The organism is Gracilibacillus thailandensis, from assembly GCF_010994055.1.
Lineage (GTDB): Bacteria > Bacillota > Bacilli > Bacillales > Amphibacillaceae > Gracilibacillus > Gracilibacillus lacisalsi.
Genome location: NZ_WJID01000013.1, coordinates 70,258 through 84,912, shown reverse-complemented (window position 1 = coordinate 84,912; position 14,655 = coordinate 70,258). Strand labels below are relative to the sequence as shown.

Sequence of the window (14,655 nt, the reverse complement as noted above, 5' to 3'; positions counted from 1 at the left end):
TTTATGATTTTGGTTTTATTTCTTCTAATGGTTGGGCATTTCCATAGCTGGAAAATTCCCTTGTTGTTGGCTTAGCCCATCTTACGGCATTTTGAATTACTTTTTGAATATCTTGATGGTAATACGTCGGGTAGCCTTCGTGACCTGGGCGGAAATAAAAGACTTTGCCATGTCCTCTTCGATAGGTACAACCGGAGCGGAATACTTCCCCGCCTTCAAACCAGCTGACAAGCACTAATTCATCTGGTGCAGGGATATCAAAATGTTCTCCATACATTTCTTCTTTTTCTATTTCAATATATTCACCAATCCCTTCGACAATCGGATGAGAAGGGTTGACCACCCACATTCTTTCCTTTTCATCTGCTTCACGCCATTTCAAGTCACAGCCTGTTCCCATTAATTTCTGAAAGATTTTCGAGAAATGTCCAGAATGAAGGACAATTAATCCCATTCCTTCAAGTACACGTTTATGTACTTTATCGACTATTTCATCTGCTACCTCATGATGAGCTAAATGTCCCCACCATAGCATGACATCTGTCTCTGATAACCTTTCATCAGTAATTCCATGATTCGGCTCATCTAATGTAGCGGTTTCAACATGAATATCATCTGTTTCTAAAAACGCTTTAATTGCTTCATGAATCCCATTTGGATAGATTTTTGCTACTTCTTCGTCTTGCTGTTCATGTCTGAATTCATTCCATATTAAAACATTCATTAATTCCTACTCCACCTTTCGTATTTGCGTAAAGAATAAGAGTTAACAATCAAAATCATGATGAGCGAAAATAGACTGCTCTGATAATGTTACCCTTTTCATTTTGCAATATTAGTTATTTATTATCATAAATGATCAGCTTTCATTTGAACATAAATGATATAATCAAAACATGAACTATTTTGCTATAAAGTGTGACTTCCAGCAGTGGTGGTTTTTCCTCTGGTGATTAGCGAAACTTATCGGGGAGTTACCGTCCGTTCCCTCCTTGCTATACCCTTGAATGCTACGGACGGTTGTCTCTGGGATAAAGTGAGACTTCCAGCAGTGGACTTTCACTGCTGGTTAGCGAAACTTATCAGGGTGTTACCGAGCGTTAACTTCTTGATATACTCTTGCATATTACGGACGGTTACCACCGTGGAAAAGTGAGACTTGCAGCAGTGGGATTTTCACTGTTGGTTAGCGAAACTTATCTGAAATGGAGGATTTTTTGATGAAAATTAATTTTTGCGGTTACTCTTATCATAATTATCGTTATCACACATCCCATCAATCTCGATATGCGTCATACTTATTCCGTCTTCAAACAGAGGGAAGGTCACAGGTGAAGGTAAATGCGGATACTCGTGTAGTGGAAAAAGGAGATTTACTTATTATAAAACCCGGGGAGAATTATGAGTTATACGTGGAGGAAGGACAACAAAGCGGCGATTTTCATTTATATTGTGAAGGAAAATGGATAGACGAACGCTTCAAGGACGCTCCAACCTTTGCAAAAATCACATTAGATGAAGCAGTATTAGATTTCTGGCATCATTTGATCATTGAGGAAAGACGCCCGAAAAAAGAAAGAAACAGCGAACTTACCTACTATTTGGTTAGTGCACTGTGTGTTTCTTTACAAAGAGCTATGGATAAAAGATCAGATGACATTTACCGTCCGTATGTAGTAACGAAAATGATGCGCTTCATTGAGGAAAACGCGACAAAACAAGGCTTTAAAGTAGAGGACATTGCCAATCACTGCAACCTGAGTGTTTCTAGATGTGTGCATCTGTTCAAAGAACATGTCAATCAAACGTTAATTGAGTATGCCCAATCTATTCGCATATCTGCAGCAATTAACCAAATGAAATATACTACGATGACACTTGAAAATATTGCCCAAAATTGTGGATTTGGCTCTTACTCTTATTTCCATCGCGTTTTCAAAAAAAATTATGATGTCTCCCCAAGAGCATATCGTGAAAAAATGTAGGGCGATCAGCCGGTCATATCAGACAATATTTGCAGAAGTTCGACTCGACTTTTGATTTTAAGCTTTTTATAAATGAGTGACAAATAATTCTTGACTGTCCCCTCACTGATCCCTAATTGATCGGCTATCATTCGGTTTGTCCAACCTTTTTTCATCAACTGAATAATTTGCAATTCACGATTGTTCAAATCTTTATGTTGATTAAACTGTTCTTTAATAAAATGCAATGAACTTTCCCGCTCTAGCTTAAGTAAGGATTCTAAACGCTGTGAAAAATGCTGAACTAGTGTCTGAGGAGCAACAAATTTACCATCCATAATAAAACGAAGTGTATCTTTAAATTCATCTAATCCTGAACTTTTTAATATGTATCCATCTGCTGAAACAGATAACACTGTTTCGATCGACTCTTCGTCATCAAATGCAGATAATAAAACGACTTTAATGTTTGGGTGCATTTCTTTTAATTTTTTTGCACATTCTAATCCATTCATAACCGGCATATGAATATCCAATAAAATCAAAAAAGGACGAACTTCCTTCTCTTTGATAAAATTGATGACTTCTTGTCCATTTGTTAATGTACCAATCACCCGAAACTCTTCCATATCTTCTACAAAATTCGTAATCATATCACGAAAAAGTGTTTGTGACTCTGCCACAACTACCGTGTGCTTTATCATACTATTTTCCCCCTCTTATTTACTAAATTATGATAATTTTAACTTAGCTGTTACTTTTACTCCTAACTCTATTTTATTATAACGCATTTTTTATTCGTTTTAAAGAACATTCTGGTTTAAATTTACTATTTTTTATTTTAAATTGTCCATTGAGCTGTTGAATTTTTGACTATTACGTGAAATCTAGTCGAATCAAAGTCGCTTCATTTATATTTTTTTATTAACTTTAAGATCTGTTGATTATGATAAGGTGGTTCATTTTTCATATAAATGATAGGCTTCTTCATTGTTTCAGCTTCAAAATTTAATGCAGATTGTGGCTCCCATTCCACATAGAGATCAGCTTGTTCTAAATATCGAAATACATTGGCTATGCTGCCAATAAACTCAACATAATCCTCTAATAGATGGATTTTGAGCTCGTTTCGGATCATTGTTTCATTGTGATGATCACCATAAAGATACCACTTGAAGGCAATCCGCTGTTTTACAAAGTACTTGATCATAAAAATAAATCCTTCAATATGCCTCCTGTACTTTAGATTATTGGCTGATAAAACAGATAAATGTTGAGGATGATACCTTGTTGCTTCATCTAATTTTAAAACGCGGTAGAGTGATTCTTTATAATAAGGATCTGCATAGTACTTTATTTGATGATTATTTTTCGCTAACTCACGATACATGGATTGTGAAGCTGTGTATATCAAATCCTGTTGACGTAATCGACCTATCACAGGTGCTACAGCCTTTTTGAACTGTCTAATTGGAAAGTAATAAATTTTCTTGTCAGCTTGTACTTTATCTATTAAGTAAAAGGATGGGATACCAGAAGACAAACTAACTGCCTCATCAAAATGAATATGACTTTCGGCTATGCTCTCATTAATAGATTTCCAATACAACCGAACTAACGATGGAAAATTATAATATGCTTTTCTAATATGTAATGGGATTGAATGAGATTGCAACGTATAACTCCAATTCCGTTGATCGTGGAAATTCTTTCTAGTAGAAGAAAGGACATGACTGATTGGTAGCATTACCTTTATCTGTTTATTCAAATGTTGTAAAAACATGGAATCATTCTCGAGTAATTTTACATATATCTCAGATATAGGCTCAAGATGACGGTAGGTAAGATATAATTGATGTTCAATGGAAAGTCCGAGGTCTAACGGATCAACTATCATTAACACTTTTTTCATGAACATTCCTTCTTTCTATCTACTTTTCACCGTAAATGCTTGCCTGAACCTCTTGGCCATTCTCATACAAGTATATGTAATTGTTTTTTTATTATAACTATTTCTAGTACCTTACTTGGTTATTAAACAAGCAGAAGTCTATATATCCACTTTTACTTCACTTCTTTGCATCCTTTTGGTTCTTCCATTTAATGAATTCAAAGACGATTCGATATTCATCAAAGTCTGGTTTCGTTATTCCTAAGGATTTTAAATTATCGACAAACTTGATCCATTCCTCATCATTCGTAAACGGCTGATCTTCTTCTCCTAACAGTGTCACCACTTCAACCTCTAATACTTCTGCTAATTTTTCTACTATTTGAATAGATGGGTTATCATTTAAGTTCCGTTCGATATTACTTAAATAAGATTTTGACACATCGGACCTTTCCGCTAACTCCGATAAAGTTAAATTCTTCTTCTTTCTGATTCGGTTTATATTATTCCCTATCATTTTTACAATACCTCAATCCCATCGATATTCTTTTTTTATCACATTGTTAAGGGTCTTTAAGATGCTCATAGTCTCCCTTTACTCAAGGGAGTGTTACATTATATGCCATCATCTCTTAGCTGCAAATACGTTTGCTCCGTTTGATGAACTACTTGCTCTAGATCATATCCTTTGTTTATTAATATTTCTGGCGCAATAGGATTTCTAGCTTTGTTCTCATAAGCAGCATACATCGCTTCTAACCACTTTCTTTTATTATCTATAGGAATGAATTGAACTAGTCCCACTCCCAAATCAACTTCCTTCGATATACTGTCTGAAGCAATAATCGGCAATCCTGCACCTTGTGCTTCTACTAGAGTTAGTGGTAACCCTTCGGATAAAGAAGGGAAAATAAACAAATCAAATACTTGTAACCATTTTCCCAAATCTTCTTTCGCTCCTAATAAAATCACATGATCTTGGATGCGATATTGCTTCACTTTTGCTTCGATTTCTGCTCGTAAAGGTCCATCTCCTACTAATATTAATTTTGATTGCGGAATTCTTCTGCGGAATCCTACAAATAATTCTATTAAATAATGATAATTTTTTTGGGCAGTAAACCGACCGATATGACCAATAACAAATTCCTTATCGATGATGCCGAGTTCCTGCCTTCCTTGCTCTCTCAATGAATGCGAATAACAAAAACGCTCTAAATCGATTGCTTTAAACATGATTTCTGCTTGATTGGCCCTTCTTTTAAACAACCATTCTGCCGCTTCAGGTGAAGAAGCAAAAAAATGAGTGGCATAGAGTGGAATTAATGAGCTGGCTATCTCATCTAACATCTTTACCGTTCCTGTTGCGTTACCTTTTGTACGATGACTATGAGCTACTCTTACAGGTATCCCTGTTCTTTTTGCTGCTCTTAAGGGATAGATACTCATCTGATCTATATGCGAATGCATAACAATGTAAAACCGATGTCCTTTAAAAAATTGGCGTAATGATTTTCGATAACCCGTTATTCCAGCTTCCTTTATCGACGGAATACGGTATATAAGACCGCCTAACTGTTGTATTTCCTGATCATAATCTCCTTCTTCATTTGTTAAAAAGTCAAATTGTACTTTGCTTCGATCCAAGTTTCGGTAGACATTCATCAGCATCGTTCCTACCTCACTTTGGTTCATACTTTCCACCACATGTAAAATTCGTAGTGCACTTTCCACCTTTGTTCCTCCTTAATCATTCATTATAGCGAACAGTTATGTATATCGTTTTATTGCAGGGCTTTATCTCCCACTGCGGGTTAGCAAAACTTATCAGGGTATTAACTCTCCTTTTTCCATACTGAACTCCTTAGATTTTCGGATAATTTGTACCGTGATAAAGTTGGAATCTATCATTTTCTATGCAACTCTTTAAAACTACATTATTTCTTTATAAAGAACATAAATATATATTCTCATGATTTTAGTAGGTTGTCAACTAACATTTGGAAGAAAGAAAAACCGGTAAACAACGCCGGCGGTCCATTATTACTTTGGTAGTAATGATAAAATATTTGAACAACTTGATCACCACTCCGGCTGCCCATTTTCCTTTCCGTGGGGTTTGTAACTTTTTCGAGCAAAAACCGCTCGAAAAAGTTAGCTGAAGGGCAAACAATTCCCACAGGAGTGAAAATGGGCGGCCTTCGTTAGGATCTGCTCTACAACACTAACATGAAGTTGGCGACCTTTACTTTGTTCATTGCAAAAAAGTCACCCTATTACTTATCACAAAAGTTGTTGCACCTATTCATAGCGGAGACTACTATGGGAATAGCTCGAGCCAAAAATACACTTTCCAAAGTTAGTTGATGCCGTGCCCGCGGAAAGCGTAGTAATTAGTTGGAATGCTGCGAATATACATCAAACCTTTCCCATATAAAAATAGAAGGATGAACATGGCTCACCCTTCCACTTTTTATCTATTTGATTGTTCGCTATTCTTCCATCATCTTTCTTCTGTCATTTTCTTCTGTTAAGAAATTAATAAATGTTTGTAGCCCCATTTTCGGCTGTGCTTTTATGAGAGAAATATAATCTTTCTTTTTGTGTTCATTTAAGATGTCACTTTTTTCAATTCTAGTTACGATATGTTCCATCTCTAATTGTTGGATTTTTTTCTTAATGTGCTTGGATTCTTTATATAACGCCATTCCAACTGCGGCCATCAATGCATAGACAACGACAACGGCAACCATACCATTTGAAAATCCACCAAAAAACAAGAAAAAGATTAAGTTAAACACCGAGATAAACAATAACGGAACAGCAAACATCATATATTTAGCATTCTTTTTGATTAAAGGATTTATTTTATGAAATAATTTTTCTAACTCGCCTTTCATAAATGCGGGAATGTTACTGGTAAAAAACGAAACCATAACGATAACCTCCTTACTAGAGTTATACCCAAATTTGTTAAAAGAAAAACCTACACCTTTTTCATTGGTATAGGATTCATGACAATTATCTCTATAGTACTATTATATGTTTCACACCTGTAGAACGTCAAAATCTTTGCTTTAGCGAAAGATAATACCTTATGATGGGGGTGAGGTGATAAAATGAGATTCGCTTTTATTTCGGACATTCACGGAAATGCTGTAGCTTTGGAAGAAGTATTACATGATATCGAAAAGAAACAAGTTGATCGTATTGCCGTACTTGGTGATATCGCCTATCGTGGACCTGAACCATCCAAGTCAATAAACTTAATTCGGGGATTAAACACGGATGTTATCAAAGGGAATGCTGATCAATGGGTTGTTAGGGGTGTTCGAGAAGGTGAAGTGCCACAGCAAGCCTTGGAAACCATGCAGCAAGAACAAGAATGGATAAGAAGCCAACTAAATGAAGAGCAAATTTCGTACCTTGAGTCTCTGCCAACAGAATTAACATTAGAAGAAGAGGGAGTCCGGCTTCACGCTTTCCATGCAACTCCCGACAGTTTATTTGATGTGGTCTTACCAAATATGAAGGACAATGATCTGTTAGCAAAATTAACGACAAAAAAAGAAGCCGATTTATATTTATATGGCCATATTCACAAAGCTTACGAACGTACAGTAGAAGGTAAAACCATTATTAATTTAGGTAGTGTTGGTTTACCTTTTGACGGGATTGCCAAAGCTTCTTATGTAATCATTGATATTGTCGCGGGTCAAGTACAAACAAGTCATGTGCGAGTTCCATATGATCTTGAAAAAGTGTGCCAGCAATATGAAGAGTTTAACTATCCTAATGTAGAAAAGATGCAGAATATTATTCGCTCTGGTCGAAACTAATTGATTTTTAGTGCCTGTTCACGAGTTTTTGTGGTATGATCTCGTGAACAGAGGCACCTATCTATCCTTTTTTCGCATTAACCTTAATGCATTTAAAACGACCAATAATGTCGCTCCCATATCTGCAAATATCGCTAACCACAATGTTAACCATCCTGGGATCACAAGTAAAAGGGCAACGACTTTTAATAACAGCGCTAAGAAAATATTCTCTTTTATAATCCGTAATGTTCGCTTACTTAAGTGAATCGAGTGAGGAATCTTCGATAAGTCATCTCCCATTAACGCAATATCAGCTGTTTCCATCGCTACATCCGTACCTGCCCCGCCCATAGCAATGCCAACATTTGCTTCAGCTAGTGATGGTGCGTCATTGATTCCATCGCCAACCATCGCCACACGGTGAGTCTGTTTTAATTGTTTTATATAAGCAAGTTTATCTTCGGGAAAAAGTTCTGCCTTTACTTCCGATACGCCAGTTTCTTGTCCAATTTCTTCTGCGACATTCGTTACATCGCCTGTTAACATGACTGTATTGCTTACCCCTAATCGATGAAGATTAGTAATTTGTTGTTTTACATTCGGTCGAGGCTGATCAGCAACCGTTACATATCCCATTACTTCGTCATCGGTTCCAATATACAATACTGTATTTGCTGACACTGGCGGTAGTTCGCTCTCTTCAAACAGTTTAGCGTTTCCTATTTTATAGCGGACACCATTTATCACCGCTGCGATTCCTTTTCCGGTAAAGGATTGAAATTGTGTTGCTTCTGGCAACCGCATCCCTTGTGTTTTGTTATGAATCGCACGAGCTATTGGGTGTTCAGAGTATGATTCTAGTGCGCCTGCTATTTGCAATAATTCTTCTTCAGTTCTGCGTATAGCCTTTACTTCTGTTACTACAGGTCTACCTATTGTAAGCGTTCCTGTTTTATCAAAAGCAACTGCATCAATGTTTGCTAGTTGCTCTAAATGAATTCCACCTTTGATCAGTACACCATTTCGCGCTGCATTGCCAATCGCTGTCACAATTGCAACCGGTGTCGAAATGACCAGTGCACATGGACAACCAACAACTAACACAGCTAGCCCATTATAAATCCATGTCTGCCAATCTGCGCCAAAGATTGGTGGGATAATGATCACAAGTAAAGCCAATATCATAATTGCAGGCGTGTAATATTTCGCAAAACGATCAACAAATTGTTGAGTTGGCGCTTTTTCTGCTTGTGCTTCCTCTACTAAATGGATGATTTTAGCGATCGTTGTATCCTCACTTGATTTAGTTACTTCGACTACTAATGCACCTTCCTCATTGATAGAGCCCGCAAAAACAGTTGATCCATCTTCTTTTTCAACTGGAACAGATTCACCCGTAATCGCCGCTTGGTTAACGTAAGAGTTCCCCTCTATCACAACACCATCCATTGCAATTTTTTCTCCAGGCTTCACAATCATCGTATCGCCAATTCGTACATCTTCAACATCGATTTCAATTAATTGATGATCTCTTTTTATGGTTGCTCGATTTGGTGCTACATCCATTAAGGATTGGATCGAATTTCGTGCCTTATCCATCGAATAACCTTCCAGTGCTTCACTTAAAGCAAAAAGGAATACAACAACCGCTGCCTCTGCCCATTCGCCAATAATCGCTGCGCCAATCACGGCAATTGTCATTAATGTTTTCATGTCAAACTGTAGTTTCAGCAAGTTTCTACTTCCTGTTTTAATCAGATCATAACCACCAATGATAATGGCCATTAGAAAGGTTCCAATTGTTAAAGCATGATGCTCTCCGATTTGGAAATAGAAGACATAACCAATCATGACAAATAATAAAGAAAGCATCGTTAACTGGTTTTCTCTTTTTTGGTAAAAAGGAATAGTCGGTGCTTTCATTTTTTCAGGATACACTTTAATATGGTCAAAAGCCCCTGCTTGTTCTAACTGTTTGATGCTAGCATTACCATAAACGGTTAATTTTGCAGCAGAAAAATTAACATTTACATCATCCACACTTTTAATATTACGGACATTTTTCTCAAAGGTAGCAGCACAGTTGGTACATGATAAACCTTGGAGGCGAAAGACTTGTTTCTCAGCCAACATGAACACCTTCTTCCGCATGTGCTTTTGCGATCGTCACAAGTTGACGTACATGATCATCTTTTAATGAATAAAAAACAAGCTTTCCTTCCTTACGATATTTCGCCAATCCCATATTGCGGAGCATTCGCAAATGATGAGATGCAGTCGCTGTCGAAGATCCAATAATATTCGCTACATCACAAACACATAGTTCTTTTTCTAATGTTAATGCATAGGTGATCTTTAAACGTGTCGCATCAGATAATGCTTTAAAAATCATTTCGACACCTGAAAGTTGTTCTATTTTCGGTTGCACACGCGCAACAACTGCTTCATCATAACAATATGTTTCACATTTCATTTATCGACACCTCATTCAAACATTCATTTGATTGTTTGAATATAGTATATGATAAAAAGTAGTGAATGTCACTACTTAAAAATCAATCGGCTTGTTTAATAGATGTGAACTTACTTCTTTTTTTCTCTATTCTACTCCAGAGCCAAGCCAGTTTCATACACTGCCTTTTTCACTAAACGCTGATAGATGTTCTGTCTGATTATAGCTCTTAATTTTCCAAGTTTCTTCTATCCATTCGATATGATTAATACAGCCGTTAACAAGTCTGGTCTTTCCTGACCCGATTTTCCCATCCGAAAAATTGGATAAAATCGCATTTATTACTGCGCCATGAGCGACAAGTAGCACTTTCTTTTCTTTATGTATATGATGTATGTTTTGCAATCCATTGACTAGGCGATCCGTAAGTGCTTCAATACTTTCCTGATTAGGATAGTTGCCATTCGGAAATACCTCTGCACGTTCCTGAAATGTCATTCCTTCTGCATCACCAAATCCTCTTTCACGAAAGTCATTCATTTCTATTAAAGGTAAGTGCAAATACTTATTGATGATAGTTGCTGTTTCTTTCGCTCGTTGTAAGGGACTTGTTATGATTACATCCCATTCAAAATCTTGTAAGTAACGACCACATTCATTGGCTTGCGAACGGCCACTGTTGTTCAACGGAATATCTGTCTGTCCTTGAATTTTTCCTAAAGCGTTCCATTCTGTTTCCCCATGCCTTACAAAACAAATCGATGTCAAATAAACCTCTCCTTTATTATTCAGGTCTTTTAACTTCACCAACTTCTAAATAAAAAGCATCTAAAAATTGTTCCATCACAAGATGTCTTTCTTGTGCTAAACGATATCCTGCTTTTGTATTCATCAAATCTTTTAATTTCAACAGTTTTTCATAGAAATGATGAATCGCGCTTGTTTTACCTTGACGGTATTTTTCTGTTGTCATTTGTTCTCGTACTTCTATTTCTGGATCATAGATTGGTTGCCCCTTTCTCCCAGCATAAACAAAGCAACGGGCAATCCCAACTGCTCCAATTGCATCTAACCTGTCTGCATCTTGAACAACTTGTCCTTCTATTGAGTTGAGCTGTTTGTTGTTACCGCCTTTAAAAGACATATCCTTTATGATCGTTAGAATATGTTCGATAACATCTTGTTCTACCTGATGTTGAACAAGCCAATCCTGAATTGCTGCTAACCCCTTCTCTTCACTTTCTACTACTTTATCATCTGCTAAATCGTGTAATAATGCTGCTAGTGTCACTACAAAAAGATCAGCATTTTCTTCAGTAGCAAGTTTTTTTGCTGTAGTCGTCACTCGTTCAATATGATACCAATCATGGCCAGATCCTTCACCTAATAACTGCTTACGTACCATCTCTTCTGTCTTTTGGATTACTTTTTCCTGTTTCATTTTATCACCCCCATGAAGTTTATCAGGAAAACTGTTGAATGAAACTGTAAGATTTCCCCGTAAAGATGATTTAACCGGGAAAAGTGTCTATGAAATAGGTGCGTTTTCCTGTTAATAAGGAAATTACGGGGAAATCTATCAAATAAATTGAGAGGGTTTCCCCGTAATTGTTTTTCCAATACTCAAAAAACCACAACAATTTATGCTGTGGTTAATCTAAGCCAGGAAAACCTTGTTGTTTCAAAACATCATAGACGATAATTGCTGCCGTATTAGATAAATTCAACGAACGAACCTTATCTGTCATATGGATGCGAAGACAACGATCTTCTTTTCCTTCTAACAGTTCTTTCGGAATGCCGTTAGTTTCACGGCCGAAAACGAAAAACAAATCCTTTTCACTGTCACTAAAATCAAAGTCCGAATAATATTTTGTTCCAAAGTTTTCGATATAATAAAATTCAGCATTCGGAAATGTTTCATATAATTCATCCAATGAGTCATAATAATTAATCGAAACATCATGCCAATAATCCAAACCGGCACGTCGTAACATTTTATCATCGGTAGAAAAACCGAGTGGTCGAATTAAGTGTAAATGAACATTTGTTGCCAAACAAGTTCTTGCGATATTTCCCGTATTTGCTGGGATCTCTGGTTGATATAAAACGACATGGACTGCCAATGTATTTCACCTCATATATTGCTTATTAACTTAGTCATTATACCATAATCTTAATCATTTGCACGATCTTCCTCTCCTATTCGAAAAAAACGATATTGGCAATTTGGTGTCCATGCTGCTGAATCTTCATAAGTCCAGTACCGATGACGACTGTTATTGGTATGAGCATTCACTAACGGCATATTTTGACTATCTTTAGCAACCACTATCGTATTATGATCCCATCTGCCATCTCCTTGAAAATCATAACAAATCACATCACCTAGCAAAAGATCTTCTGGATTATCAAGTTCTTTTCCCTTTAACCCAGTTGTCGATCCACTTAAATACCATCTTAAAGCGTTTGCTACTGACCAACTAAAACTCCAATTATCTTGTTGATACCACCAGCCTTTTGAACGATTGGGCGCACCATACATCGGAGCACCACCTGCTCTTAAGCATTGCGAAATATAATTGGTACAGTCATTATCTTCAAAAAAACGATAGGCAGGATTAGCATCGTTCCACCACCGTTCTGCATATTGAACTGCCGCTCTTCGGTCATACGCAAATCGAACAGAATGTTGACCTGCTTCAATCTTCTCTGGTTTTAGATCTGACAGAAATGAAATCTCCTTATCCTCTATAATTTCGCCATTCTCTATCGTGGCAATACGATTCTCTATCACTTCCTCATGATAAAAATTATCTTGATCCTCAATAAACAATTTGATATACAAGTGATACGTTATCTCAGAGCGATCTCCATTAGTTGTTATATCTCGCTTTTTGCCTATTAGATCTATATGATTAATCCTTTTGCCATTTTTTTTGTGCAGCTTTTGTTTTTTGTGAAGAGAATGCTCGCTCCGATTCCAGTTTTCTTTCCAATGCTCTTTAATGAACTCCCATTCTAACAAAACAATCCCCTCCCTGATTCCATGTATATTCACAAGAGTTGCATTTAGTCTAGAAATGACGCAACATCATTAATCCTTGTATCAGTGGAAGTTTGTATCCCCCCTACAACCAAATGAAACTTACCCTTTCAATCCAATGGAGAGTTTACACGATTGTTTCTGTATTTCAGTAAATTTTCAAATCTATTACTATATTTTCATGTCATTACCATTATATTAAATGTGGTTTTTTTTATGATTAATTCGTTTACTCCTCGGGAATACGATTTGTGAACATACAAGAAGGAGGAATTAAACATGAAGAAAAAAATATTATCATTGATAGGAGTTTCAGTACTAACAGTTGGTGGCTTAGCAGCTTGTGGTGAGGATGAAAGTCCTGATCCTGCAGAAGATACGCCAATGGAAGATCAAGCTCCAGCGGATGAGGAGGCGCCAATGCCAGAAGATGATCCTGCTACTGAGGAAGAGGCGCCAGCACCAGAAGATGATCCTGCTGCTGAGGAGGACGCGCCAGCGCCAGAAGATGATCCTGCTGCTGGAGAGGAAGCGCCTGCGGATGAAGAGGCACCAATGGAAGAAGATAGTGGAGACAATACCGGAGCTGAAGGTGAAATGAACGGCGACGTTGAATTAGAAGAAGAATAATACTAAATAAGTAAACAGACGCTTGGATATATATCCAAGCGTCTTTCTAGTATCTCACTAACTTTTTAATGTTAAGCCCATGTAAATAATATAAATTTTAGTTAATATATGGTATTTTCAGTTGTAATTTACCATATGGATTTTTAGAATGGAATTTGAAGGAGGGATTACGATGAAGAAAAAATGGCTATCTCTTTTAGCTGTTGCTTTCTTAGCATTTGGCGGGCTTACTGCTTGTGCTGGAGACGAAGAAAGTGACACAGAAGATCAAACGGAAGAAACTACTGAGACATCTGAAGACGAAGCAGCAGAATAAAATGATATAAGGGCGGAAGATCAAACTTCCGCCCTCTCTAATTCTAGTAAATATTCTTTTTTGTCCAAGCCACCACCGTAACCGATTAACTTACCGTTTTTTCCAATCACACGATGGCAAGGAATAATGATCGAAATCGGATTTTTATTATTCGCACCTCCAACAGCTCGTACTGCTTTCGGTGAATCAACACTTTTAGCGATATCTAGATAAGAACATGTTTTACCATACTCTACTTTGGCCAATGCTTGCCATACCTTTTGTTGAAAAGGCGTACCATAAAATTTATACGGTATCGAAAAGGTCTTTCGCTCCCCTTTAAAATATTGGGTCAGTTGGCTAATTGTCTCTTGCAATGCTTCCTTTGATTCTACTAATTTAGTAGGTAAAGCATGTTTTTCAGCCCAAGCAATAATTTCCTGTTCATTCTCCTTCATCGTCCCAAACTTAATGAAAATAAGATGCTGATCATAACTTACGAGTAATAGAGTGCCAAGTGGTGAATCATACGGATAATAGTTTAAAGCATTCATAC

The 14,655-nt window shown here is 36.9% G+C and carries 17 protein-coding genes; 4 read left to right on the top strand and 13 right to left on the bottom strand.

The window, feature by feature from the left end; all coding sequences use genetic code 11:
* Nucleotide 1: 1 nt before the first annotated feature.
* A complete protein-coding gene (locus tag GH715_RS05680; RefSeq protein ID WP_153834565.1) occupies nt 2-724 on the bottom strand; it encodes a ThuA domain-containing protein in 723 nt (240 codons plus the stop codon).
* A gap of 496 nt (nt 725-1,220) precedes the next feature.
* On the opposite strand from GH715_RS05680, the gene GH715_RS05675 reads away from it, so the two are divergent.
* On the top strand, nt 1,221-1,985 hold the full coding sequence (locus tag GH715_RS05675; RefSeq protein WP_153834566.1) for a helix-turn-helix transcriptional regulator: 765 nt from the start codon (nt 1,221-1,223) through the stop codon (nt 1,983-1,985).
* Between the two features lie 5 nt (nt 1,986-1,990).
* On the opposite strand, the gene GH715_RS05670 is transcribed toward GH715_RS05675, so the two are convergent.
* From GH715_RS05670 to GH715_RS05650, 5 genes are all read right to left on the bottom strand, one after another.
* Nucleotides 1,991-2,668 carry a response regulator gene (locus GH715_RS05670; RefSeq protein WP_018931214.1) on the bottom strand — a complete coding sequence of 226 codons (678 nt, stop codon included), beginning with the start codon at nt 2,666-2,668 and terminating at the stop codon, nt 1,991-1,993.
* Nucleotides 2,669-2,871: 203 nt separating this feature from the next.
* Nucleotides 2,872-3,876: a glycosyltransferase family protein gene (locus GH715_RS05665; RefSeq protein ID WP_153834567.1), complete on the bottom strand. Its 1,005-nt coding sequence runs from the start codon at nt 3,874-3,876 to the stop codon at nt 2,872-2,874.
* A 157-nt stretch (nt 3,877-4,033) separates the two neighbouring features.
* Nucleotides 4,034-4,372, bottom strand: a complete 339-nt coding sequence (locus GH715_RS05660; protein ID WP_018931216.1) for a helix-turn-helix domain-containing protein — start codon at nt 4,370-4,372, stop codon at nt 4,034-4,036.
* Nucleotides 4,373-4,470: 98 nt separating this feature from the next.
* Nucleotides 4,471-5,589 carry a glycosyltransferase family 1 protein gene (locus GH715_RS05655; protein ID WP_163578470.1) on the bottom strand — a complete coding sequence of 373 codons (1,119 nt, stop codon included), beginning with the start codon at nt 5,587-5,589 and terminating at the stop codon, nt 4,471-4,473.
* 758 nt (nt 5,590-6,347) lie between these two features.
* Nucleotides 6,348-6,791 carry a DUF5392 family protein gene (locus GH715_RS05650; protein WP_018931219.1) on the bottom strand — a complete coding sequence of 148 codons (444 nt, stop codon included), beginning with the start codon at nt 6,789-6,791 and terminating at the stop codon, nt 6,348-6,350.
* 183 nt (nt 6,792-6,974) lie between these two features.
* On the opposite strand from GH715_RS05650, the gene GH715_RS05645 reads away from it, so the two are divergent.
* Complete coding sequence (locus GH715_RS05645) at nt 6,975-7,694, top strand: metallophosphoesterase family protein (protein WP_153834568.1); 720 nt, start codon at nt 6,975-6,977, stop codon at nt 7,692-7,694.
* A gap of 57 nt (nt 7,695-7,751) precedes the next feature.
* Here GH715_RS05645 and GH715_RS05640 read toward each other — a convergent pair whose 3' ends face one another.
* The 6 genes from GH715_RS05640 to GH715_RS05615 all read right to left on the bottom strand — a co-directional run bounded on the left by GH715_RS05640 (nt 7,752) and on the right by GH715_RS05615 (nt 13,156).
* A complete protein-coding gene (locus GH715_RS05640) occupies nt 7,752-9,809 on the bottom strand; it encodes a heavy metal translocating P-type ATPase (RefSeq protein WP_153834569.1) in 2,058 nt (685 codons plus the stop codon).
* On the bottom strand, nt 9,799-10,149 hold the full coding sequence (locus GH715_RS05635; protein ID WP_153834570.1) for an ArsR/SmtB family transcription factor: 351 nt from the start codon (nt 10,147-10,149) through the stop codon (nt 9,799-9,801). Before GH715_RS05635 ends, GH715_RS05640 begins: the two co-directional genes overlap by 11 nt.
* A 153-nt stretch (nt 10,150-10,302) precedes the next feature.
* Entirely contained in the window at nt 10,303-10,896 is a 594-nt protein-coding gene (locus tag GH715_RS05630; RefSeq protein WP_153834571.1) for a histidine phosphatase family protein, read from the bottom strand.
* A gap of 16 nt (nt 10,897-10,912) precedes the next feature.
* The gene (locus GH715_RS05625; RefSeq protein WP_153834572.1) at nt 10,913-11,569 is read right to left on the bottom strand and encodes an HD domain-containing protein; all 657 of its coding nucleotides are present in this window, start codon (nt 11,567-11,569) and stop codon (nt 10,913-10,915) included.
* Nucleotides 11,570-11,780: 211 nt separating this feature from the next.
* Entirely contained in the window at nt 11,781-12,254 is a 474-nt protein-coding gene (gene trmL, locus GH715_RS05620; protein ID WP_018931225.1) for a tRNA (uridine(34)/cytosine(34)/5-carboxymethylaminomethyluridine(34)-2'-O)-methyltransferase TrmL, read from the bottom strand.
* A gap of 50 nt (nt 12,255-12,304) precedes the next feature.
* On the bottom strand, nt 12,305-13,156 hold the full coding sequence (locus tag GH715_RS05615) for an amidase domain-containing protein (RefSeq protein ID WP_153834573.1): 852 nt from the start codon (nt 13,154-13,156) through the stop codon (nt 12,305-12,307).
* Nucleotides 13,157-13,453: 297 nt separating this feature from the next.
* Here GH715_RS05615 and GH715_RS05610 point away from each other — a divergent pair, with 297 nt between their 5' ends.
* Together GH715_RS05610 and GH715_RS05605 are read left to right on the top strand one after the other, a co-directional pair.
* Nucleotides 13,454-13,804, top strand: a complete 351-nt coding sequence (locus GH715_RS05610) for a hypothetical protein (RefSeq protein WP_153834574.1) — start codon at nt 13,454-13,456, stop codon at nt 13,802-13,804.
* Nucleotides 13,805-13,976: 172 nt separating this feature from the next.
* On the top strand, nt 13,977-14,120 hold the full coding sequence (locus GH715_RS05605; protein ID WP_153834575.1) for a hypothetical protein: 144 nt from the start codon (nt 13,977-13,979) through the stop codon (nt 14,118-14,120).
* A gap of 20 nt (nt 14,121-14,140) precedes the next feature.
* On the opposite strand, the gene GH715_RS05600 is transcribed toward GH715_RS05605, so the two are convergent.
* Complete coding sequence (locus GH715_RS05600; protein ID WP_153834576.1) at nt 14,141-14,653, bottom strand: methylated-DNA--[protein]-cysteine S-methyltransferase; 513 nt, start codon at nt 14,651-14,653, stop codon at nt 14,141-14,143.
* Nucleotides 14,654-14,655: the final 2 nt, after the last annotated feature.

Coding starts and splice junctions, on each gene's coding strand:
- GH715_RS05680 (WP_153834565.1), bottom strand. CDS start 724: ATGAATGTTTTAATATGGAATGAATTCAGACATGAACAGCAAGACGAA.
- GH715_RS05675 (WP_153834566.1), top strand. CDS start 1,221: ATGAAAATTAATTTTTGCGGTTACTCTTATCATAATTATCGTTATCAC.
- GH715_RS05670 (WP_018931214.1), bottom strand. CDS start 2,668: ATGATAAAGCACACGGTAGTTGTGGCAGAGTCACAAACACTTTTTCGT.
- GH715_RS05665 (WP_153834567.1), bottom strand. CDS start 3,876: ATGAAAAAAGTGTTAATGATAGTTGATCCGTTAGACCTCGGACTTTCC.
- GH715_RS05660 (WP_018931216.1), bottom strand. CDS start 4,372: ATGATAGGGAATAATATAAACCGAATCAGAAAGAAGAAGAATTTAACT.
- GH715_RS05650 (WP_018931219.1), bottom strand. CDS start 6,791: ATGGTTTCGTTTTTTACCAGTAACATTCCCGCATTTATGAAAGGCGAG.
- GH715_RS05645 (WP_153834568.1), top strand. CDS start 6,975: ATGAGATTCGCTTTTATTTCGGACATTCACGGAAATGCTGTAGCTTTG.
- GH715_RS05640 (WP_153834569.1), bottom strand. CDS start 9,809: ATGTTGGCTGAGAAACAAGTCTTTCGCCTCCAAGGTTTATCATGTACC.
- GH715_RS05635 (WP_153834570.1), bottom strand. CDS start 10,149: ATGAAATGTGAAACATATTGTTATGATGAAGCAGTTGTTGCGCGTGTG.
- GH715_RS05625 (WP_153834572.1), bottom strand. CDS start 11,569: ATGAAACAGGAAAAAGTAATCCAAAAGACAGAAGAGATGGTACGTAAG.
- GH715_RS05610 (WP_153834574.1), top strand. CDS start 13,454: ATGAAGAAAAAAATATTATCATTGATAGGAGTTTCAGTACTAACAGTT.
- GH715_RS05605 (WP_153834575.1), top strand. CDS start 13,977: ATGAAGAAAAAATGGCTATCTCTTTTAGCTGTTGCTTTCTTAGCATTT.
- GH715_RS05600 (WP_153834576.1), bottom strand. CDS start 14,653: ATGAATGCTTTAAACTATTATCCGTATGATTCACCACTTGGCACTCTA.